A 19,246-nucleotide genomic window follows, 5' to 3' on the forward strand; every position below is an offset into this window, starting at 1 on the left:
ACTTGATCGCAGCACCCGATGGCGAAAGGGACGGTGGTTGCGTTGGGTCTCAAGAAGGCGGTCTACGAGAGAGAGCTGCTGCGGCTCCAGACGGAGCTGGTCAAGCTCCAGGAGTGGACGCGTGCGGAAGGCGCCCGCCTGGTCGTCGTCTTCGAGGGCCGTGACGCTGCGGGCAAGGGAGGCACGATCAAGCGCGTCGCCGAGCACCTCAACCCCCGTGTCGCGCGCATCGCAGCCCTGCCCACACCGACCGGTCGGGAGCGTACTCAGTGGTACTTCCAGCGGTACGTCGAGCATCTGCCGGCCGCCGGAGAGATCGTCCTCTTCGACCGCAGCTGGTACAACCGTGCCGGGGTGGAGCACGTCATGGGTTTCTGCACACCCGCCGAGCACCAGCTCTTCCTGCGCCAGTGCCCGCAGTTCGAGCGGATGCTGGTCGAGGACGGGATCCTGCTCCGCAAGTACTGGTTCTCCGTCAGCGACGCGGTGCAGGAAGAACGGTTCCGGCGCCGCGCGGAGGACCCGCTGCGCCGGTGGAAGCTCTCCCCGATGGATCTGGAGTCCCTCACGCGCTGGGAGGCGTACTCGAGGGCCAAGGACGAGATGCTCGTCCACACGGACACGGCCGATGCCCCGTGGTATGTGGTCGAGAGCGACGACAAGCGCAGCGCACGGCTCAACATGATGGCCCACTTGTTGTCCTCGGTTCCCTACGAGGACGTGGCCGTGCCGTCGCCGACCTTGCCGCCGAGGCCGCCGTCCACCGGCTACCAGCGTCCGTCCAAGGAGCTGCAGACCGAAGTGCCCGACCACGCGGCCACCCTTGCCTAGGGCCGGACTTCCAGCACCTCGGTCAAGGGGCGGCGGGGTGTGTCGGGGCCTGGGGGGCCGTAGCCGAGGCGGAAGACCATCTGCACGTGTCCCATGGCCGCGACCGGGTCGCGGGCCGTCCAGCGCAGCTCCGGCCATTCCAGGGGATGGGAGGTCATCGAGGTGGCGAGGCCGTCGGCGGTGGCCTGGAGGAGTACCCGTTCCATCGCCTGACCGGCGCGCAGCCAGTCGACTCTCGTGTCCCGCTCCGTACTGAGCAGAGCCAGCTGAGGTCGCTTCTCGAACACGGCCCAGCCGCGATCCGGTATCGGGTTGGCCCAACCGAAGTCGCGCACAGGGGCGGGACCGCCGGCAGCCCGGGGGCCGAACGCGGTGGCGGGAATGCCGTCGGGACGTGTGCCTGAAGCGCTCCGCGTGGGGGAGGTCCAGGCCGTGGTCTCCGCCCGGGCGAGCGGATCGATCTCCTCACGGTGTTCCGCGTCCCGAACGAGCCCGAGCACGGTGTCGATGTGCCAGGTGTCCGGGACGGTCAGCCGGCAGCCCTCCCGACGGGCCGCGGTCCACAGACCGTCCAGCAGCTCCGTCGGCACCGGCTCCTCGCTGAAGGGGTACCGGCTGGTGTGCCGACGCCGGATGGCGTCGTGCAGGGAGGCGGACTCGCGGTCCGTGTCCGCGGTCTCGTCGATGGTCACCGTGGCGAGCAGCCATGGTTCGGCGTCGTCGGGCAAGAGCTGCACGCGGACCGGGAGGCCGCTTCGGGCCGCGGACACGCGGAGGTTGAACAGTGCCGCAGCACAGCCGAGGTGGAGGCTGCGGTGGTCCGGGTCGGTTCGGGTCATGGCGCGTTCGGCGTCGCCGTACAGGGAGAGTGCACCGCTCCCGACGTGGAACACGAACTTCCATGGCTGGGCGTTGTGCATGGACGGGGCGGTGACGGCGTCGCCCACGAGCCGGATGACGGTGTCGGGGTCGAAGTGTGGTGCGGTCACGGGACTGTTCCTGTCTGTGCGGCCTCGGTCGTGCGCCGCGACGGCGACGGATGAGGTGGCGGGGTGCGTCACCGGGTGGGTGAGGGGGGCCGCCGCGGGTGCGTCGCGGTCGCGCCCTCGGGTGGGCCTCCTTCAGCCGTGGGCGATGACGGCCACGGGGGCTGCCGCGTGGTGCAGGACCGCGTGGGCGGCCGAGCCGAGGTGAGCACCGAAGGGAGAGCGGCGCACATGGCGTCCCACGACGAGGAGTCCCGCGCCCCGCGAGGCGCGAACGAGATGCTCGCCCGCGGATCCCGTGCGAACGTCGTGGCTGACGCTCACCTCCGGGAACTTGTGCTGCCAGGGCAGCAGCACGTCTTCCACCATGCGTGTGACGCTCCTGGCGATGTCGCGTTCGTCGTCCGGGTCGAAGAAGGGGACGTAGCTGTAGGCGGCCGGCATCTTCCAGCCGTGCACGGCCCTCAGTGGGCGATCGCGCCGCGCCGCCTCTTCGAAAGCGAAGGCGAGTACCCGGTCGCACGCTTCGTGGATGTCGACGCCCACGACGACCTCGGCCCGTGAACCTGCGCTCGGGCCGTCCGAGTCCTCCGCGTCCTCCGGGTCGTCGGCGACGCGCACGAGGACGACCGGGGTGTCGGTCGCGACCACGGTCGACATCGCCACCGAGCCGACGAGGAAACCGACCAGGCCGCCCAGACCACGCGATCCCAGAACGAGCAGACCCGCATCGGCGGCCTCGGCCGCGAGGGCGGCGGCCGGCCGGGCCGTCAGGCAGCGGGTCGAGATCTCCAGGTGCGGGTGGCGCTCGTGCAGCTCCCGCACCGTCCCGGTCAGCGCGTGGTCCGCCCAGCGGTCGACGTCCTGGCGTCCCAAGCCGGGGAACACCGGGTCCAGGGGCCAGTCGACGGCGTGTACGAGCCGCAGCGACACCTGCCGCAGGACGGCCTCCCGTGCGGCCCAGCGTGCTGCCGCCCGGCTCTCCGGGGAGCCGTCCACTCCGACGGTGATGTGGTGTTTCATGGCTGCGCCTTCCTGCGTCCGGTCCGGCGCCTCGTCACCAGGGCATCGCGTGGCGGGCGTGGTCGGGGTGAGCAGTCGCCGTGTCGTCGGTTCGGGCGGTCACCTGCGATGCCACGGTGACGACCCCGTCGAGTTGCTCGACGAGGCCGAGAAGCGCGGTGAGCTGACTCCGGCGCTCGACATGACCGTCGAGGGTGACGATGCCGTCCACCACGTGGACGTCGACGTCACCGGTCGGCACACCGAGCACTTCCGTGAGGACCTCGCCGGTGACCCGTCGGCGTATCTCGGAGTCCGGGCGCAGGAACATGCGGAGCAGGTCGCGGCGGGTGACGATGCCGACGAGCCGGTCCTCGACGTCCACGACGGGGAGACGTTCGATGCCCCGGCGGGTCATCAGCCGGGCGGCGTCAGCCGCTGTCTCTTCGGCCCGGACGGTGACCGCGGGCGCGGACATGACATCGCCGGCGGTGGGGGGCTCCGCCTCCGTGCCGTTCTGCCGGGTCGTATCGGGGCCGGGCGCGACATGGGCCAGCAGGTCCGTCTGCGACACGACGCCCACCACACGGTCCTCGTCGTCCAGGACGGGGACTCCGGAGATGTCGTACTGGGCGAGGAGCTTCGCGATGTCCTTGAAGGCGGTGCCCGGGGCCACGGAGACGGCCTCGTCGGTCATGAGGTCCGCCACCTTGATGTGTTTCATGAAACCCTCCTGCTCCGCCGCGTCGCGCGAGGCTGATGTCCGTTGTCGGGGTGTGCACCCACCTTCTGTCGGCGCCTGCCGGTGATCGAGGGCCGAACGGTCCCGTTCAAGGGCCCGTAGGGCCCCAGGTGCCGAGCCTAGGACGATAGGGACCTTTGGTCCCGTCGGCGGTCCCGGGCGGCCCTCTTCCCGAAGCTCCGACGGTGTCAGCGTGAGAGGTGTCCCTCATCGGCTTCTCGGTTGGGAGGAATCGTGGACAGCACATTCCGTACGCCGGACACCAGCTCGGTCGTCGTCGGCGTGGACGGCTCGCAGCCGGCGCGCGTCGCTGCTCTGTGGGCGGCCACGGAGGCCGAACGCCGGGACCGACCGTTGCACATCGTCTACGGTGCCGACACCGACAGCAGGGCCTTGTACCTGCCCGCGGAGACCGTCGAACGGGTCCGCGTCGACGGTCGGGAGCTCCTGGACGATACGGCGAAGGCCGTGTCGGCCGCGTACCCGGGCCTGAAGGTGACCACCGAGTTCAGCCGCGCGGGGGCCGTCGAGAGCCTGCACCGGGCGGGCGCGCTCCACGGCACGATCGTGGTCGGCAACCGTGGCCTGGGCGGATTCAACTCCCTCTTGCTCGGCTCGGTCGGCCTGGATGTCGCGGCCGCCGCGATGACCCCCGTCATCGTCGTCCGCGGCATCGACGGGGGCGAAGAGACCGGCACCGTCCTCGTGGCCGTCCGTGACGAGCACGACCTCCTGTACGCCCGGTACGCCGCCCGGGAAGCCGAGCTGCACAAGGCTTCCCTGCGGCTGCTCCATGTATGGCACGTGTTGGATTCCGTCGGCGAGGTCGTCACGATGCTCGACGGCGTGGACGCGATCGCGGGCGGCCACGCGGAGTCCCTGCGGGCCGTCACGGACGCGATCCGCGAGGAGTTCCCCGATCTTGACGTGCGGGCCGACGCCGAGAAGAGCATCTCCGTCGCCGGCGTCCTGGTCGAGGCGTCCCGCCACGCCGACCTGCTCGTCATGGGCGGCCGCCGCGTCCCCAGCGCTCTTGGAATGACCCGCAACCTGGGTAGGGCCACGCACAGCCTGCTGCACCACGCCCACTGCCCTGTGCTCCTCATCCCCCGGACCGGCAGCGACTTCGGGAGCCGGTCATGACCGTCCACCCGGCAGGAAGCAGCGACATCGTCGTGGGGATCGACCCGGACAGGGACTGGCACCTGGCCCTGTCCTGGGCCGCCGACGAGGCACAACGGCGCCGGCTCCCGCTGCGCCTGGTGCTCGCGGTACCGCCCCAGCACGACACCCATCACGTCGATGGCACCCCCGGTCGGACCGCCCTGAGCCAGGCCGGATCCGTAAGGCTCGAACAAGCGTGCAGTTGGGTGCGTGGCCGCCACCCCGAGGTGGCCGTCACCGGTGATCTGCTCGGCGGCTTCCCCGCCCCCGTCCTGGGCGGTGTGGCGCGGGAAGCCCGCATGATCGTCCTCGGCTCCCGGCACCTGAGCCGCACCGCGGAGGTCTTCAGCGCCGGCTCGCTCGTGGTCCCCGTCACCGCCCAGGCCCGTTGTCCGGTCGTCGTCGTGGGCGACGCCGAGCACATCAGCCGGCAGCCGCCCTACGTCGTCGCGGGCATCGACGGCAGCGCGTCCGCCGCGGCCGCCCTGGCCTTCGCTTTCGACGAGGCCGACCTGCGGGGTGCGGCGCTGCGGGTCGCATGCGTGTGGCAGCGGCCGCTGATCATGCTCGACGACGAGGCGACGGCACGGCGGGCGCAGCGCACCATGCTCTCCGAAGCCACCGCCGGCCTGTCCGAGAAGTACCCGGACGTGCACGTGGCGCACGAGGTACTCACCGGCCACCCGGTCGAGGAACTGGCGCAGGCAGCGGAGCACGCCCTGTCCGTCGTCGTGGGCCGCCGCGGCCGCGGCGGGTACACCGGCATGCGGATCGGATCCGTCGTCCACGGCCTGCTCCACCGCGCACACTGCCCGGTGATCACCGTCCCGACCGACTGAGCCCGCCATGACCGGCCGCGCCGCAGGCCGTACGGCGCGGTGGGCCGCTGAACGGAAAGGCCGTGCCCTCCGGCCGGAGATACCGTGGAAGCGATGACCAACTCGTCGTCGCTTGCGGCCGGAGGTGGGGATGAGCGCAGGCGTGCAGCCCACCCGCGGCGGTGTCCCCCGGCTGCGGCTCGACGAACTGCTCGACGAGCTGCAGGTACGGATCGACGAGGTCAGGGGCACCCGGGACAGGCTGAACGGTCTGCTCGAAGCCGTCATGTCCGTGGGCCGGGAACTCGACCTGCCCCAGGTCCTACGCGGCATCGTCGAGGCCGCCGTGGTACTCGTGGACGCCGAGTACGGGGCTCTCGGAGTCATCGGAGCCGACAAGAAGCTGGCCCAGTTCCTGCCCGTCGGCATCAGTGACGAACTGCGCGGGCAGATCGGGGACCTGCCCTCCGGCCACGGCATCCTCGGCGAGCTGATCCGCCACCCCGAGACACTGCGGCTGTCCGAGCTGTCCGAGCACCCCGCCTCGTACGGGTTCCCGGCCCACCACCCGCCGATGCACTCGTTCCTCGGAGTCCCCATCCGCATCCGTGAGGAGGTCTTCGGCAACCTCTATCTGACCGAGAAGCGCGGTGGAGTCGAGTTCGACGCCGAGGACGAGGCGGTCCTGTCGACCCTCGCGGTGGCGGCCGGCATCGCCATCGAGAACGCCAGGCTCTTCGAGGGCCTCCGGCTGCGCGAGCGCTGGCTGGAGGCGAGCTCGGACATCACCAGCGCCCTGCTCTCCGGAGCGCCCGAGGACGATGTCCTCGAAGGCATGCTGGAACGGGCCAAGGACATCACCACCGCGGACATGGGCGTCTTCTACCTGCTGGGCTCCGCCGGGGAACTGCGGGGTTCCCTCGCCCTCGGAGAGGGAGCGGAGGCGCACCGCGGGATCGTCCTGCCCAGCACCCGGGGCACTCTCGCCGAGGCCGCACTGGCTCGCGACGGCCTCGTCACGGTCCCCGACGTGGCGACCGACGAGCGTGTCACCGTCCAGCCCGAGAGGTGGACCGGATTCGGCCCGGCCGTGGCCGTCACGGTCGGCACCGAGGAGAAGCTCAGCGGCGTCCTGATGCTCGCCCGGCGGCACGGCCGCCCCGGGTTCGCCACCGCGGAGATCGCTGCGCTGCCGGGATTCGCCGGCCAGGCCGCCCTCGCGCTGGAGCTGGCCGAACGGCGTCGCGACGCCGAGCAGATGAGCCTGCTGGAGGACCACGACCGCATCGCCCGCGACCTGCACGACCTTGCCATCCAGCGGCTCTTCGCCACCGGCATGACCCTTCAGAGCGCCCAGCGGTTCGTCGACCATCCCGAGGCGTCCGAACGGCTCTCCCGTGCGGTGGACGACCTGGACGCCACCATCAAGATCATTCGGTCCACCATCTTCGGACTCCGCGAGCACGAGTCCCCAGGTCAGGCGTCCAAGCTGCGCTCCCGCCTGGTCCGGGCCATGGAGGAGGCCGCGGCAGCCCTCGGTTTCGCACCGGCCCTGCGGATGGAGGGGCTGATCGACACCGACGTACCGTCGGCCATCGCGGACGAGGCCCTCGCGGTGGTGGGGGAAGCACTCACCAACGTCGCCCGCCATGCCGAAGCCACGCGGACGGAGGTCTCGATCGCAGCGGCCGCCGGAAACCTGACCATCACCGTGACCGACGACGGCGTCGGCCTGTCCGAGAGCGGTCGGCGCAGCGGACTGCGCAATTTGGCGGAGCGTGCCGAAAGGCTGAGCGGCCGGATGCACGTCGCGGCGCGGGGCGATGGCGTGCGGGGGACGCGCCTGGAGTGGCAGGTGCCGCTGACTCCACCACCGCGGTGACCGGCACTGTTGTCGCTACCGCTTCGCCGTCCCGGTCTCGTGCTCGTGCTCGTGCACCTGAGCGGCGATCACGGCCGCCTGGACCCGCCGCTCCACGCCGAGCTTTCCCAGCAGCCGCGAGATGTGGTTCTTGACCGTCTTCTCCGACAGGTAGAGCTGCTTGGCGATCTGCCGGTTGGTGAGGCCGTCGCCGATGAGTTCCAGGACGGCCCGCTCACGTTCGGACAGCGCCGCCAGCCGGGCATCCTGCGGCTCCTTCGCCACCTCGGGGTCCCGCAGGGAGTGCATCAGACGGGCGGTGGTGGCCGGGTCCAGCATGGACTGCCCGGTCGCCACCGTCCGTACGGCGGAGACCAGGTCGGAGCCCTTGATCTGCTTCAACACGTACCCGGCGGCACCCGCCATGATCGCGTCCAGCAGCGCGTCCTCGTCGTCGAAGGACGTCAGCATCAGGCAGGCCAGGCCGGGCATGCGGGAGCGCAGCTCTCGGCAGACGGTGATGCCGTCGCTGTCGGGGAGCCTCACGTCGAGCACGGCCACGTCCGGGCGGAGCGCCGGCCCGCGGGCCAGTGCCTGGTCGGCCGTGCCCGCCTCGCCGACGACGGTGATGTCCGGCTCGCCGTCCAGGAGGTCGCGCAGCCCGCGCCGGACCACCTCGTGGTCGTCGAGGAGGAACACCTTGATCGGTGCGCCGGCGGAGGCGTTCGGATCGTCGGACATGATCGCCCCTGGTTCAGCCGCTATGACGCATTTACATCTGAATTATCCCAGCAAGGTGCGCGGCGCACCCCCTATCAGAGGAAGCTGCCGCTGCCGTAGGGCGCGTACAGGTCGAGAAGGCGCACGCGGGCGGCCTGCAGCCGGTCGGCGAGAACCTGCCCGACCCAGTGGCCGAGCGCGGAGCCGAAGGCGGCGTCGGCGTCCATCAGCGTCCGCACGCGCTCCGCGTCGAACTCGTACGCGCGGACGGGCGTCATCGCCTCGGCACCCAGGCGCCAGGAGTAGGGCTTGAAGAGCCAGGAGCAGCCGACCAGCCGGCCGGCGCCGAGGCTCTCGATGACGGCGGCGCGCCGCCCGGGCACGTGGACGTCCAGGGTGACGGTGCCGGACCGGACGATCCAGAACCGGTCGGCGTGGCCGCCCTCCCGGAAGAGACGCGTCCCCTCCTCGAAGTTGACCTCATGGGCCAGTTCCATCAGTCGGGAGCGGCAGTCGGCGGGCAGCGCCTCGGAGATACGGGTGGGTGAAGGGGTGCTCATGGACGGCCTCCTGTTCGAGTCCGCCTTCAGTCTTGGTGGTTCCGCCGATCCCGGACATGGGCCCTGTGGTCCCGTCCGGGGGCCGATCGGCCCCTGTCCGAGATCGGCGCGCGTGGAGATCCTGGCAGCAGACGGTTCGCCGGGGCGGCGGATGGAAGAGCTCGGCGCCGACGAGGCGCCGCGGCTCCTCGGCACCGCCGACCTGGGCCCAGCAGGCTGCGGGCGTGGTCGTCGCCTACGAGGCCGACGACATCGACCCGGGCGAACACCTGGGCCGGAGCGTGGTCGCCACCGGCTACGCGACCGCTGTCACCGACCCCGACGAGATCGACCGGTACGTGCGCCTGCTGCAGCGCTGGACCGCGGGCGACGCGTCGGGAGCGACCCGGATCCGGCCCGACCTGGTCACCGGCTTCCGCCTGCGCGAGGGCGGCCCGTAGCGGTGCCCGTGCGCGCGCTTCACCTCCACGCGGCTCTCCGCACGTCACGATGGTGCGGCACACGCCCGCGGGAGTTCCGGAGGTGCCATGCCGAAGCGCGGATGGATCGTGGCGGTCCCGCCTGCTTTCCGCGGCTACCGGGCCGGCCTGCTCCGGGGTGATGTGCCGGCTGGCATCACGGTCGCCGCCTATCTCGTACCGCAGGTCATGGCGTACGCCGGCGTTGCCGGCCTGCCGCCGGTCGTCGGCCTCTGGGCCGCCCTCCCGGCCATGGTTCTGTACGCCCTGAGCGGGTCCTCCCGTCTGCTGTCCGTGGGACCGGAGTCGACCACCGCCCTCATGACCGCCGTGGCCGTGGGCCCGCTGGCGGCCGGTGACCCCACGCGGTACGCGGTGCTCTCGGCGGCCCTGGCCGTCGTGGTCGGCCTGCTCTGCCTCGTCGCGTGGGCCGTCAGGCTGGGGTTTCTCGCGGATCTCCTCTCCCGGCCGGTCCTCGTCGGCTACCTGGCCGGGGTCGCCCTGATCATGATCGTGGACCAGCTCCCCCGCCTGACCGGGACCAACGGCAGCGGATCGGGCTTCTTCCCCCAACTGCTCTCCTTCCTCCACCACCTCGGTGACGTGCACCTGCCCACTGCCGTGCTCGCCGCCGGATGTCTCGCCCTTCTGTTCGCCCTGCCCCTGGTGTGGCGCCCGCTGCCCGGGCCCCTCGTCGTGCTGGCGCTCGCCACCGCCGTGGTGGCGGGCTTCGCCCTCGACGAGAACCACGGCATCAGCGTCATCGGAGTCGTCCCGACCGGCCTTCCGGGCTTCGCCCTGCCCGATCCGTCGGACTACGCCGACCTGGTCCTGCCGGCCTTCGGAGTGCTCCTCGTCGGATATTCGGACGTCGTCCTGACCGCGCGTGCCTTCGCCCGCCACGACGATCCGCACCCCTTGGCAGCCAACCGCGAGCTGCTGGCGCTCGGCGTGTCCAACATCGGCGCCGGCGTCCTGCACGGCTTTCCCGTCAGCAGCAGCGCCAGCCGCACCGCCCTCGCCGACTCCGCCGGCGCCCGTACCCAGGGGTACTCCCTCGTCGGCGCCGTCTGCGTGGCCGCCGTCCTGCTCTTCCTGGGCCCGCTGCTGGCCCACACCCCGTCCGCCGCCCTCGGCGCCATCGTCGTCTATGCCGCCGTACGTCTGGTCGAGGTGGGCGAGTTCCGCAGGCTGGCGGCCTTCCGCCGCCGCGAGTTCCTGCTCGCCCTCGGCTGCGGACTCGGCGTCCTCGCCCTCGGCATCCTGTACGGCGTGCTCCTCGCCGTGGCGCTGTCCGTCGCCGAACTCCTCACCAGGGTCGCCCGCCCCCACGACGCGGTCGAGGGCATGGTGCCCGGTCTGGCCGGCATGCACGACATCGACGACTACCCGACCGCGCGCACCATTCCCGGTCTCCTCATCTACCGGTACGACTCCCCGTTGTTCTTCGCCAACGCCGAGGACTTCCGTCGCCGTGCCATGGCATCGGTGGCGGTTCAGGACGAACCGGTGCACTGGTTCGTCCTGAACACCGAAGCGAACGTCGAGGTCGACATCACGGCTCTCGACGCCGTCGAGGCCCTGCGCGGCGAACTCGCCGAGAAGGACATCGTGTTCGCCCTCGCCCGGGTCAAGCACGACCTGCGCCGCCCCCTCGACGCCTACGGGCTGACGGCGAAGATCGGGCCGGAACGCATCTTCCCCACGCTCCCCACCGCCGTCGCCGCCTACCGGGACTGGCAACGCGGCACAGGCCGCGATCCGGCACTCTGAGCAGGTCCCAGCCGTTCAGCGGCGTACGCGTGGCATGCCGAGGCCGATCCAGGAGATGATCTCGCGCTGGATCTCGTTGTTGCCGCCGCCGAAGGTGAAGATCACGGCGCTGCGGTAGCCGCGTTCGAGTTCGCCGTGCAGGACCGCGCCCGCCGAGCCGTCCTTGAGGGAGCCGGCCGCGCCGACGATCTCCATCAGCCAGGCGTACGCGTCCCGGCGGGCCTCCGATCCGTACACCTTGACCGCGGAGGCGTCCTGCGGGGTGAGGGTGCCGGCCTGGACCGCGCCCACCATCTGCCAGTTGAGCAGCTTCATCGCGTCGAGCCGGGCGTGGGTGCGCGCGAGGCGGCCGCGGACCCAGGAGAGGTCGATGACCCGGCGGCCGTCGGCGAGTTTCGTCGCTGCGGCCCAGCGCTGGACGTCGTGGAGGGCCCGGATGGCCATGGTGCCGTGGGCGGCGAGGGTGACGCGTTCGTGGTTGAGCTGGTTGGTGATCAGACGCCAGCCCTTGTTCTCCTGGCCGACGCGGCGGCTCGCCGGAACACGGATGTTCTCGTAGTAGCTGGCGGTGGTGTCGTGCGAGGCGAGGGTGTTGATCAGGGTGCAGGAGTAGCCGGGGTCCGAGGTCGGGACCAGGAGCATGGTGATGCCCTTGTGGGCCGGGGCGTCGGGGTCGGTGCGGACGGCGAGCCAGACCCAGTCGGCGGTGTCTCCGTTGGTCGTCCAGATCTTCTGGCCGTTCACCACGTAGGTGCCGGTCTCCTCGTCGCCCTCGCGGACGGCCTTGCACTTGAGCGCCGCGAGGTCGGTGCCGGCGTCGGGTTCGCTGTAGCCGATGGCGAAGTCGATCTCCCCGGCGAGGATCTTCGGCAGGAAGTACGCCTTCTGCTCCTCGGTGCCGAACTGCATGATGGTCGGCCCGACCGTGTTGAGCGCCATCAGCGGCAGCGGTACGACGGCCTGCGCGGCCTCGTCGAAGAAGATGAACTGGTCCATCGGGGTCATCCCGCGGCCGCCGTACTCCTTGGGCCAGCCGACCCCGAGCCAGCCGTCGGCGCCGAGCCGGCGGATGGTGTCCCGGTAGAAGCGCTTCTGGGCGGCCGGGTCCTCGTAGCGTGCGTAGACGTCCTGCGGCACGAGCTCGGCGAAGTAGGCGCGCAGTTCGGTGCGCAACTGCTGCTGCTCAGGCGTGTATTCGAGATGCACGGCCCCTCCGGGGTCTCACGGTCCTACGGGCGCTGTGGTGGCGGCGGTCAGAGTAGAACCTGTTACAAGAATTCGGAAGGACCCGGGTGCCGGCAGCTCCAGGCCGGCGTTCATACTCGCCACCATGACGAGCCCACGCAGCAGAGCGGAATTCTTCGTCGAGCCCGAGCGGGACGGCCGCTTCGGCGGCCCGGCGACCGGTGACGAGCGGCCGATGCTGGTCGCCTTCCTCGCGGACCACCGCACCACCCTTGAGCTCAAGTGCGCTGGCCTGAAGGACGAGTTGGCGCACCGGTCGGTGGAGCCGTCCACGCTTTCGCTGCTCGGGTTGGTGCGGCACCTGGCCGATGTGGAGCGCCGCTGGTTCCGGCTGGTCCTGGCGGGTGAGGACGCGCCGCCGCTGTTCTCCTCGGCGCAGCATCCCGACGGGGACTTCGACGGGGCCCTCGCGGATCCCGCGGCGGTCGAGGCGGCCTGGCAGGCGTGGCGGGCCGAAGTGGCCTTCGCCGAACGGTTCGTGGCCGATGCACCCGATCTGGACGTCGAGGCGGTCGACGCGTGGCGCGGGAAGGTGTCGCTGCGCTGGGTGCTGATCCACATGGTCGAGGAGTACGCGCGGCACAACGGGCACGCCGACCTCCTGCGCGAACGGATCGACGGGGCCAGGGGCATCTGAGCACACGGGCCGGCCCGGCCAACTCACCGGAAACGCACGTGTGGTTCCGGCGCCTGCCGCACAATGGGCGGATATGGACATCGACGCATGGCGCCGCGAGGACCCCGAGTTCACGCGGGCGGTGACGCAGATCCACGAGCCGGGCGCGCTCCCCACGGACCCCGAGATCCCGGCCCGGCACGCCTACTGGGAGCTGCTTCCGGAGGACGTACGGGCCCGGCTGCTGGAGAAGGCCGGCCGGTGCCTGACCTGGTGGGCCGGGCCGGACGCCGACGGCCGGCCCGCCGCTCTGGTGGTCGGGGACCGCGGGCTGTGCCGGGTCGGCCAGGTGCTGCGGGACGGAGTGGCGGAGTACCGCGGGCAGCGCACCCGGGTGGAGCCCGGCTCGCTGCACAGCCGGTCCTTCGACGGGAGGCCTCCGGCGGACGGGCGGGCCACCGCCCCGGGCCTGCCGGGGGCTCCGGTACTGCGCCTGGAGCTGGACCGGGAGGCCCAGGGGGTGCTCGGCCATTTCCCGCTCCCCGTCCAGGACTTCCTGCAAAGGCCGTTCCTCACCGGGGAGGTCCGTGTCACGGCCGACTGGTATTACGACGAGACCGTCGAGCCCGACCGGACCAGGTGGTTCGTCGCTCTCGTCCTGTCCGCCGGACACGCCCTGACGCTCGCCGAGGGCACCCGGACCCTGGACCGGGGCGCCCGCCCGGACCAGGCCCGGTGGCACGGGATCCAGTACCACCAGGCCCGCCTCACACCGAGCTGACGCCCGCCCCCGCCAGGCCCGGCCGGATCAATACCTCGATGTGCTCCTCCGGCGGGTAGGTAAGGCACATCCCCGTCCGATCGGCGTCCCGGCCCACGTCGGCGCAGGCCCGTTCGTGCGCCGTCCAGTTGGCGGCGAGCGCGGCGTGCCCGGCCGGGTCGGCGGCGGCGGCGGCGAGCGACAGCGTCCTCGCTCCGTGTCGGCCTGCCAGTACGGCCCCGGTGGGCGAGACCGCCGAGGCCACCGGCCACCTCCAGTACGGCACGGCACGGCTGCCGTACGACGGAACACCGCGCGCGGCGCACCTTCAGCGGCGCCGCGTACGTCCTCCCGCTGAGTGGGATGTCAGGTGAAGAGGTACAGGACGTCGAAGTGGACGAGGTCGCGGGCCGGGTCGAAGAGGTACCGGCCCGAGGGGATCCCGTCGGAGGCCTGGCCCGCGGCGCCCTGGCCGTTCGCGTACGCGTCGAAGCCGGGGCTGTGCTGCCAGGTCGCGGCGGCGGGCAGGTACTGCCGCAGCGCGTCGGGCAGGTCGGACGGAGCCCCGCCGGCGGCGGCGAAGGCGTGGTCGGGCTTGCCGGTGATCGCGGCCGCGCCGCCGGCCGGGAAATGGGCGACGCCGACCACCCGGATCCGCGAGTCGGGGCCGGGAATGCTCCGGCCGTCACCCGCGTCGTCGATGTCGTAGCCCAGCCAGTGCGCGTCGGTCAGCTCGCCGAGGAACGGCCCGAGCCGCCGGTTCAGCGGCTCCAGGTCGGTGCGGACCTCGGGCCGGCGCGACGGCTCCGGCCACATCAGGTAGGTCAGGCCCGCGCCCGCCGTCAGCAGCGGGAGGCCGGCGATCAGCAGGAATCGGCGGCGGTTCGTGCGTCCCCGCTGCGTGTCCATGATCGCCGTCCCCCGTAGCCCGTAGCCCGTAGCCCGTGACCGGTCATCTGCCACCGGTCACCTGCCACCCCTCAGTTCAGGGCGCCGATCATAGCCGTCGCCGTCGCCGTCATCGCCGTACGGGCCGCCGTCAGGTACGGCCGGGGGTCCGCCGGGGTCAGGTGGGTACGGATGGCCTCGGTCATCGCCACGTTGAGGGCGGTGCCGATGTTGACCTTGCGGATGCCGCCCGCGACGGCCGCCGCGAGCTCGGTGTCCGGCAGTCCGGAGGACCCGTGCAGGACGAGCGGCACGTCCACGGTCTTGGCCAGACGGGCCAGCAGCACGTGGTCCAGGGCCGCGGTCCGGCTGGTCATCGCGTGGCTGCTGCCGATGGCGACGGCCAAGGCGTCGACCCCGGAGTCGGCGACGAACCGCCGGGCCTCGTCGGGGTCGGTACGGGCGCCGGGCGCGTGCGGGTCCAGCGGGGCGGCGCCGTTCTTGCCGCCGACCTCGCCCAGCTCGGCCTCCATCCACAGCCCGTTGGCGTGGGCCCAGTCGGCCGCGGACCGGGTGGCCTCCAGGTTCTCGGCGTACGGGAGGTGCGCGGCGTCGTACATCACCGAGCTGTATCCGGCGTCGCAGGCCTGCCGGAGCAGCTCGGAGCTCTTGACGTGATCGAGGTGCAGGCCGACGGGGACTCCGGCGGCCTCCGCGCACGCGACGGCCGCCCGGGAGATGGGCAGCAGCCGCCCGTCGCGGAACTTCACGGCGTTCTCGCTCAGTTGGAGGATGACCGGCAGGCCGGCCGCCTCGGCCCCGGCGACGACGGCTTCGGCGTGCTCCAGGGTGATGATGTTGAAGGCGGCGACGGCGCGGCCGGCCGCGGCCGCCTCCAGGACCAGATCGCCGGCACGGACGAGGCTCATCGGACGGCCTCCTCACCGGTGGCGAGGATCACCGAGCGCGTGAGATGGCGCGGTGCGTCCGGATCCAGCTGCTGGTGGGCGGCGACGGCGAGGGCGAGTCGGTGGACGCGGACCAGTTCGGCCAGCGGGTCGAGCCCGCCGGGCACCCATTGGCAGCCGGTGGCGCGGACCTGTTCGGCGAGCCCGTCCGGGGCCGCGTCGAGCGACCAGGTGACGGTGCCGGGTCCGGAGACGCTGATCGGCCCGTGCCGGTACTCCATCGCCGGGTAGGACTCGGCCCAGGACAGCGAGGCCTCGCGCATCTTCAGCGCCGCCTCGTGGGCGAGCCCGACGCTCCAGCCACGGCCGAGGAAGGTGAACTGGCCCCGGCCGGCGATGTCGGCGGGCAGCGGCTCGATGAGGGCGGTGCGGGCGTCGGCGACCACGGAGGGGGTGTGCAGCCCGACGTGGGCGCGCAGCAGGGTGAGGGCGGTGGTCGCGAACCGGGTCTGCACGACGGACTGTTCGTCGGCGAAGTCGAGGACGACCAGCTCGTCCGCGGCGGTCATCACCGGGGTCGCCGGATCGCCGACGACCGCGGTCGTGGGTACGCCCGCGTCGCGGAGCCCCGCCAGCAGGTCCAGTACCTCGGTGGTGGTGCCGGACCGGGTCAGGGCGACGACCCGGTCGTAGCGGCGGTGGCGCGGGAACTCCGAGGCGGGGAAGGCGTCGGTCTCGCCCTGCCCGGCCTCCTCGCGCAGCACGGCGGCCGCCTGGGCCATGTAGTACGAGGTCCCGCACCCGACGATCGCGGTACGCTCCCCCGGCAGCGGCAGCACCGCCCGCCTGGCCGGGGCCAGTTCGGCGGCCCGCTCCCAGCATGCGGGCTGTGTGCCCAACTCGTACGCGACGTGACTCATGCAGGCTCCCTCTGTGACAGGCGGGTCCGGAAGGCTCGATTGCGTGTTCCTGCAAGGTAGCGGCCCGTTTCACGCAACTTCAAGCATCCACGGCTGGAGCGGCTGAGTTAGTGTCGCCGGGCGGGCCGATGGGCGCCGCCGGGAAACGCCGTGGACCGCGCGGAACGCCGTTGAACGCCGTGGAACGAATGTCGCAGAACACCGAAGGGGGCGGCCGATGACCCGCAAGGAGCGCTGGCAGGCGCTGCTGGACCTGCTCGTGGAACGGGGCGAGCTGGAGGTGGAACCGGCGGCGGAGACCCTCGGCGTGTCCGCCGCGACCATCCGCCGCGACCTCGACCAGCTGGCCGAGCAGCAGTTGCTGGTCCGCACGCGCGGCGGGGCCGTGCTGCACGGGGTCTCGTACGAACTCCCCCTGCGCTACCGCACGTCGCGCCGTGCCGTCGAGAAGCAGCGGATCAGCGAGGCGGTGGCGGCCCTGATCACCCCGGGCGAGGTGATCGGCCTGACGGGCGGCACCACGACCACCGAGGTGGCGCGGGCCCTGGCCGGGCGCCCGGACCTGGCCCAGGGCTCGCCCGCGCTCACGGTGGTGACCAACGCCCTCAACATCGCGGGCGAGCTGGTGATCCGACCGCAGTTCAAGATCGTGCTGACCGGCGGGGTGGCCCGCCCCCAGTCGTACGAGCTGACCGGCCCCCTCGCCGAGCAGGTGCTGGGCCAGCTCGCGGTGGACACGGCGGTGCTCGGCGTGGACGGCTTCGACCCGACGGACGGCGCGGCGACCCGCCACGAGGACGAGGCATCGATCAACCGCCTGCTGTGCGAACGCGCCCGCCGGGTGGTCGTCGCGGCCGACTCCAGCAAGCTGGGCGTCCGCGCGTTCGCCCGGATCTGCGCGACCTCGTCGGTGGACGTGCTGGTGACGGACACCGGCCTGACGGCGGAGGTCGCCGAGGAGTTCGCGGCCGCGGGCGTGGAGGTGCTGCGGGTCTGAGGGGGCGCGGCCGGGGCCTCCCGGGGCCCGGCCGCCCTCCCGTCCGCCGCGGCCGTGCCCTACAACCGCCTGCTGCTGCTGGCGACGAGCTCGCCCAGCGCGAAGCCGTCCACCCGTACCGACGTGGCCGCGCCGGCGCCCGGTACCGTGACGTCGGCCCGCCCGTCGGGGATGTCCACCGACGTGCGCGGCCGGCGGTCGAGGTACACGTCCACCCGGTCGACGTTGGCGGTCTTCAGGCTGAGGCGGAGCGAGCCGTCGGCGCGCGTGACGTCGGCGATGGTCAGCTCGCGCACGGGCTGGGACCGCAGGAGTTCGCCGGCCCGTGCCATCAGGTCCACGTTGCCCTCCAGGAGGTCCCGGCGGGTCATCCGGTGGCGTTCGTCCGGGACGACCCCGAGGTCCTCCAGGGGCGTCCCGGCCCGCTCGCCGACCCGCAGGGATCTACGGATCGCCACGCGCATCCCCGCTCCGTTCGGCAGCGGGAGGTACGGCGAGGAGGCGACCGGGAAGTCCTCCATGAACTGGCCCTGCTCCCAGACGTTGGCGCCGCCCGCTCCGGTGTTGTCGTCGGTACCGAGCACGGTGCCGATCGCGTGGTCCTGGAAGCCGGCCGCGAACATGTCGGTCGCGGAGTAGCAGCGGGCGTTGGTGATGAGGACGACCGGCCCGAAGTACTGCTGGCCGATCCGGTTCGCGAGGTCCTCCGGGGTGAGGGGCAGGGCGGCGGAGAAGGTGGCGCCGGTCTCGACGGACTGCTCCATGGAGGTCACCCACGGCCGCAGCCTGGGGTTGCTGCGGCAGATGCGCAGGTTGAGGGGGGTGTTGATGAACTGGAACGGTTCCGGGGTGATCCGCCGGGGCGTCAGGGTCTGGAGGGTGAGCTCGGAGGCCCAGACCGAGCCGCCGCCGTTGCCGCGCACGTCGACGATCAGGCCGTTCTGCGGCAGCTCGCCGATCAGCCGGACGAATTCCTCGACGAAGGCACCGGCGTCGGGGACGTGGAACGTGTGGATGCGGATGTGCCCGAAGGTTCCCGAGGGGGTTTGGACGGTACGGGCCGTGAAGACCTCCGGCATCGTGCTCGCGGTCTCGCCCGCCGCGATGTCCGGGGACCTCCCCGCGTCCACGGCCAGTTGCTGCTCGATGACGTGGGGGACGAAGAGCATGACCTTGGCCCGGCTGACCTCCTCGGACTCGTGGTCCAGGCCCAGGACGAGCGAGGCCTCGCCCTCCGGGCCGGCCGCCGAGGGGCGGTTCTCCACGATCTGCCAGTTCTCGCGCAGTTCGCGGGCGACGCCGTCGGCACCGATGTAGCTGACGGTCACCCATTCCTCGAAGGGGGGCAGATGGGCCGAGAGCGAGCGCACCGTCAGCGACTCGACGCCCCGGCTGCGGCGCGCCGCCGCGTTGCCTCCGGCGAACCGGGCGGCGTTGAGCTCGACGGCCTGCTCGATGGGGACACCGCTCCAGTGGGTGACCTCGACGCCCGGCGCGAAGGCCGGTGCGGAGAATCCCTGGACGACGCGGGTGATCAGGAAACGGGGCTCCGGTCCGTCGGTGGTCTCCTCGACCAGGAACGGGAGGAAGGCGATCCTCCCGGCGAACGGTGCGGGCAGCTGGTAGTTGGTGTGCAGGTCCCGGACCGAGTGGAACACCTTGGACATCTCCGCGTGGAAGATCCACTCGGGCGGCATGGTGGCCGCCGTCTGCTGCTCCAGCTGCCGACGGATGAGGCGCAGCCGCTGTACGGGGTTGACGGCGTGCATCGAGATCTTCAGGGGCAGGTGTACGTAGTTCTGCTCCAGCAGCACCAGCGCCTGGTCGACGAGGAGCATCCGCTGGTCGAGGGTGAGGGTGCCCGCACCCGTGAGGAAGGTTTCGAGCTGGGTGGCGGCGGCCAGGTGTTCACGCACCGGCTCGGCGGTCAGGCTGAGGTACTCGGGAGCGGTTTCGGCAGTGGATCGACCCATGATGCCTCCGTGATCGGGTGGGGC

Annotated in this window: 20 protein-coding genes; 9 read left to right on the forward strand and 11 right to left on the reverse strand. The window is 71.9% G+C overall.

The genetic code is table 11. The features are described 5' to 3' along the window. The first annotated feature begins 42 nt into the window (after window positions 1–42). Window positions 43–831, forward strand: a complete 789-nt coding sequence (ppk2, locus tag OG624_RS05355) for a polyphosphate kinase 2 (protein ID WP_371587276.1) — start codon at window positions 43–45, stop codon at window positions 829–831. Here ppk2 and OG624_RS05360 read toward each other — a convergent pair. From OG624_RS05360 to OG624_RS05370, 3 genes are all read right to left on the reverse strand, one after another. Then, window positions 828–1,820, reverse strand: coding sequence for an Acg family FMN-binding oxidoreductase (locus OG624_RS05360; protein ID WP_371587277.1), 993 nt, complete (start codon window positions 1,818–1,820; stop codon window positions 828–830). The genes ppk2 and OG624_RS05360 overlap by 4 nt on opposite strands. Before the next feature lie 132 nt (window positions 1,821–1,952). After that, on the reverse strand, window positions 1,953–2,840 hold the full coding sequence (locus tag OG624_RS05365; protein ID WP_371587278.1) for a universal stress protein: 888 nt from the start codon (window positions 2,838–2,840) through the stop codon (window positions 1,953–1,955). Between the two features lie 34 nt (window positions 2,841–2,874). Continuing rightward, complete coding sequence (locus OG624_RS05370; protein WP_371639154.1) at window positions 2,875–3,543, reverse strand: CBS domain-containing protein; 669 nt, start codon at window positions 3,541–3,543, stop codon at window positions 2,875–2,877. A 252-nt stretch (window positions 3,544–3,795) separates the two neighbouring features. Here OG624_RS05370 and OG624_RS05375 point away from each other — a divergent pair, with 252 nt between their 5' ends. From OG624_RS05375 to OG624_RS05385, 3 genes are all read left to right on the forward strand, one after another. Continuing rightward, window positions 3,796–4,704: a universal stress protein gene (locus OG624_RS05375; protein ID WP_371639155.1), complete on the forward strand. Its 909-nt coding sequence runs from the start codon at window positions 3,796–3,798 to the stop codon at window positions 4,702–4,704. Beyond that, window positions 4,701–5,564 carry a universal stress protein gene (locus OG624_RS05380; protein ID WP_371639156.1) on the forward strand — a complete coding sequence of 288 codons (864 nt, stop codon included), beginning with the start codon at window positions 4,701–4,703 and terminating at the stop codon, window positions 5,562–5,564. Before OG624_RS05375 ends, OG624_RS05380 begins: the two co-directional genes overlap by 4 nt. A 130-nt stretch (window positions 5,565–5,694) precedes the next feature. After that, window positions 5,695–7,425 carry a sensor histidine kinase gene (locus OG624_RS05385; protein ID WP_371639158.1) on the forward strand — a complete coding sequence of 577 codons (1,731 nt, stop codon included), beginning with the start codon at window positions 5,695–5,697 and terminating at the stop codon, window positions 7,423–7,425. A 15-nt stretch (window positions 7,426–7,440) separates the two neighbouring features. Here OG624_RS05385 and OG624_RS05390 read toward each other — a convergent pair whose 3' ends face one another. After that, a complete protein-coding gene (locus tag OG624_RS05390; RefSeq protein ID WP_033214002.1) occupies window positions 7,441–8,145 on the reverse strand; it encodes a response regulator in 705 nt (234 codons plus the stop codon). 74 nt (window positions 8,146–8,219) lie between these two features. Beyond that, window positions 8,220–8,684 (reverse strand): Crp/Fnr family transcriptional regulator, encoded by a 465-nt coding sequence (locus OG624_RS05395; protein ID WP_161297024.1) that lies wholly within the window; start codon window positions 8,682–8,684, stop codon window positions 8,220–8,222. Between the two features lie 224 nt (window positions 8,685–8,908). Here OG624_RS05395 and OG624_RS05400 point away from each other — a divergent pair, with 224 nt between their 5' ends. Both OG624_RS05400 and OG624_RS05405 read left to right on the forward strand, forming a co-directional pair. Then, on the forward strand, window positions 8,909–9,124 hold the full coding sequence (locus OG624_RS05400) for a pyridoxamine 5'-phosphate oxidase family protein (RefSeq protein ID WP_051762191.1): 216 nt from the start codon (window positions 8,909–8,911) through the stop codon (window positions 9,122–9,124). 87 nt (window positions 9,125–9,211) lie between these two features. Next, window positions 9,212–10,915, forward strand: coding sequence for a SulP family inorganic anion transporter (locus tag OG624_RS05405; RefSeq protein WP_161297028.1), 1,704 nt, complete (start codon window positions 9,212–9,214; stop codon window positions 10,913–10,915). 15 nt (window positions 10,916–10,930) lie between these two features. On the opposite strand, the gene OG624_RS05410 is transcribed toward OG624_RS05405, so the two are convergent. Next, window positions 10,931–12,121 carry an acyl-CoA dehydrogenase family protein gene (locus tag OG624_RS05410; protein ID WP_033214005.1) on the reverse strand — a complete coding sequence of 397 codons (1,191 nt, stop codon included), beginning with the start codon at window positions 12,119–12,121 and terminating at the stop codon, window positions 10,931–10,933. Window positions 12,122–12,245: 124 nt separating this feature from the next. Here OG624_RS05410 and OG624_RS05415 point away from each other — a divergent pair, with 124 nt between their 5' ends. Together OG624_RS05415 and OG624_RS05420 are read left to right on the forward strand one after the other, a co-directional pair. Continuing rightward, entirely contained in the window at window positions 12,246–12,797 is a 552-nt protein-coding gene (locus OG624_RS05415) for a DinB family protein (RefSeq protein WP_371639159.1), read from the forward strand. A gap of 73 nt (window positions 12,798–12,870) precedes the next feature. Beyond that, on the forward strand, window positions 12,871–13,557 hold the full coding sequence (locus OG624_RS05420) for a hypothetical protein (protein WP_051762195.1): 687 nt from the start codon (window positions 12,871–12,873) through the stop codon (window positions 13,555–13,557). Here the strand turns inward: OG624_RS05420 and OG624_RS05425 are convergent. From OG624_RS05425 to OG624_RS05440, 4 genes are all read right to left on the reverse strand, one after another. Beyond that, on the reverse strand, window positions 13,544–13,822 hold the full coding sequence (locus OG624_RS05425; protein ID WP_371639160.1) for a hypothetical protein: 279 nt from the start codon (window positions 13,820–13,822) through the stop codon (window positions 13,544–13,546). The genes OG624_RS05420 and OG624_RS05425 overlap by 14 nt on opposite strands. 80 nt (window positions 13,823–13,902) lie before the next feature. Then, window positions 13,903–14,445, reverse strand: a complete 543-nt coding sequence (locus OG624_RS05430) for a hypothetical protein (protein WP_371639161.1) — start codon at window positions 14,443–14,445, stop codon at window positions 13,903–13,905. A gap of 71 nt (window positions 14,446–14,516) precedes the next feature. Then, window positions 14,517–15,353 carry a class II fructose-bisphosphate aldolase gene (locus tag OG624_RS05435; RefSeq protein ID WP_371587284.1) on the reverse strand — a complete coding sequence of 279 codons (837 nt, stop codon included), beginning with the start codon at window positions 15,351–15,353 and terminating at the stop codon, window positions 14,517–14,519. Continuing rightward, complete coding sequence (locus OG624_RS05440) at window positions 15,350–16,252, reverse strand: SIS domain-containing protein (RefSeq protein WP_371639162.1); 903 nt, start codon at window positions 16,250–16,252, stop codon at window positions 15,350–15,352. Before OG624_RS05440 ends, OG624_RS05435 begins: the two co-directional genes overlap by 4 nt. A gap of 217 nt (window positions 16,253–16,469) precedes the next feature. On the opposite strand from OG624_RS05440, the gene OG624_RS05445 reads away from it, so the two are divergent. Beyond that, window positions 16,470–17,249, forward strand: coding sequence for a DeoR/GlpR family DNA-binding transcription regulator (locus OG624_RS05445; RefSeq protein ID WP_033214011.1), 780 nt, complete (start codon window positions 16,470–16,472; stop codon window positions 17,247–17,249). 59 nt (window positions 17,250–17,308) lie between these two features. Here the strand turns inward: OG624_RS05445 and OG624_RS05450 are convergent, their stop codons facing one another. After that, window positions 17,309–19,222: a S41 family peptidase gene (locus OG624_RS05450; RefSeq protein WP_161297036.1), complete on the reverse strand. Its 1,914-nt coding sequence runs from the start codon at window positions 19,220–19,222 to the stop codon at window positions 17,309–17,311. Between the last annotated feature and the right edge of the window lie 24 nt (window positions 19,223–19,246).

It is taken from the genome of Streptomyces virginiae (assembly GCF_041432505.1).
Lineage (GTDB): Bacteria > Actinomycetota > Actinomycetes > Streptomycetales > Streptomycetaceae > Streptomyces > Streptomyces virginiae_A.

What these genes read in the sequence shown, in the direction of transcription:
- OG624_RS05370 (WP_371639154.1), bottom strand. Translation starts at nt 3,543, where the DNA reads ATGAAACACATCAAGGTGGCGGACCTCATGACCGACGAGGCCGTCTCC.
- OG624_RS05380 (WP_371639156.1), top strand. Translation starts at nt 4,701, where the DNA reads ATGACCGTCCACCCGGCAGGAAGCAGCGACATCGTCGTGGGGATCGAC.
- OG624_RS05445 (WP_033214011.1), top strand. Translation starts at nt 16,470, where the DNA reads ATGACCCGCAAGGAGCGCTGGCAGGCGCTGCTGGACCTGCTCGTGGAA.
- OG624_RS05440 (WP_371639162.1), bottom strand. Translation starts at nt 16,252, where the DNA reads ATGAGTCACGTCGCGTACGAGTTGGGCACACAGCCCGCATGCTGGGAG.
- OG624_RS05385 (WP_371639158.1), top strand. Translation starts at nt 5,695, where the DNA reads ATGAGCGCAGGCGTGCAGCCCACCCGCGGCGGTGTCCCCCGGCTGCGG.
- OG624_RS05430 (WP_371639161.1), bottom strand. Translation starts at nt 14,445, where the DNA reads ATGGACACGCAGCGGGGACGCACGAACCGCCGCCGATTCCTGCTGATC.
- OG624_RS05405 (WP_161297028.1), top strand. Translation starts at nt 9,212, where the DNA reads ATGCCGAAGCGCGGATGGATCGTGGCGGTCCCGCCTGCTTTCCGCGGC.
- OG624_RS05395 (WP_161297024.1), bottom strand. Translation starts at nt 8,684, where the DNA reads ATGAGCACCCCTTCACCCACCCGTATCTCCGAGGCGCTGCCCGCCGAC.
- OG624_RS05415 (WP_371639159.1), top strand. Translation starts at nt 12,246, where the DNA reads ATGACGAGCCCACGCAGCAGAGCGGAATTCTTCGTCGAGCCCGAGCGG.
- OG624_RS05365 (WP_371587278.1), bottom strand. Translation starts at nt 2,840, where the DNA reads ATGAAACACCACATCACCGTCGGAGTGGACGGCTCCCCGGAGAGCCGG.
- OG624_RS05420 (WP_051762195.1), top strand. Translation starts at nt 12,871, where the DNA reads ATGGACATCGACGCATGGCGCCGCGAGGACCCCGAGTTCACGCGGGCG.
- OG624_RS05390 (WP_033214002.1), bottom strand. Translation starts at nt 8,145, where the DNA reads ATGTCCGACGATCCGAACGCCTCCGCCGGCGCACCGATCAAGGTGTTC.
- OG624_RS05435 (WP_371587284.1), bottom strand. Translation starts at nt 15,353, where the DNA reads ATGAGCCTCGTCCGTGCCGGCGATCTGGTCCTGGAGGCGGCCGCGGCC.
- OG624_RS05450 (WP_161297036.1), bottom strand. Translation starts at nt 19,222, where the DNA reads ATGGGTCGATCCACTGCCGAAACCGCTCCCGAGTACCTCAGCCTGACC.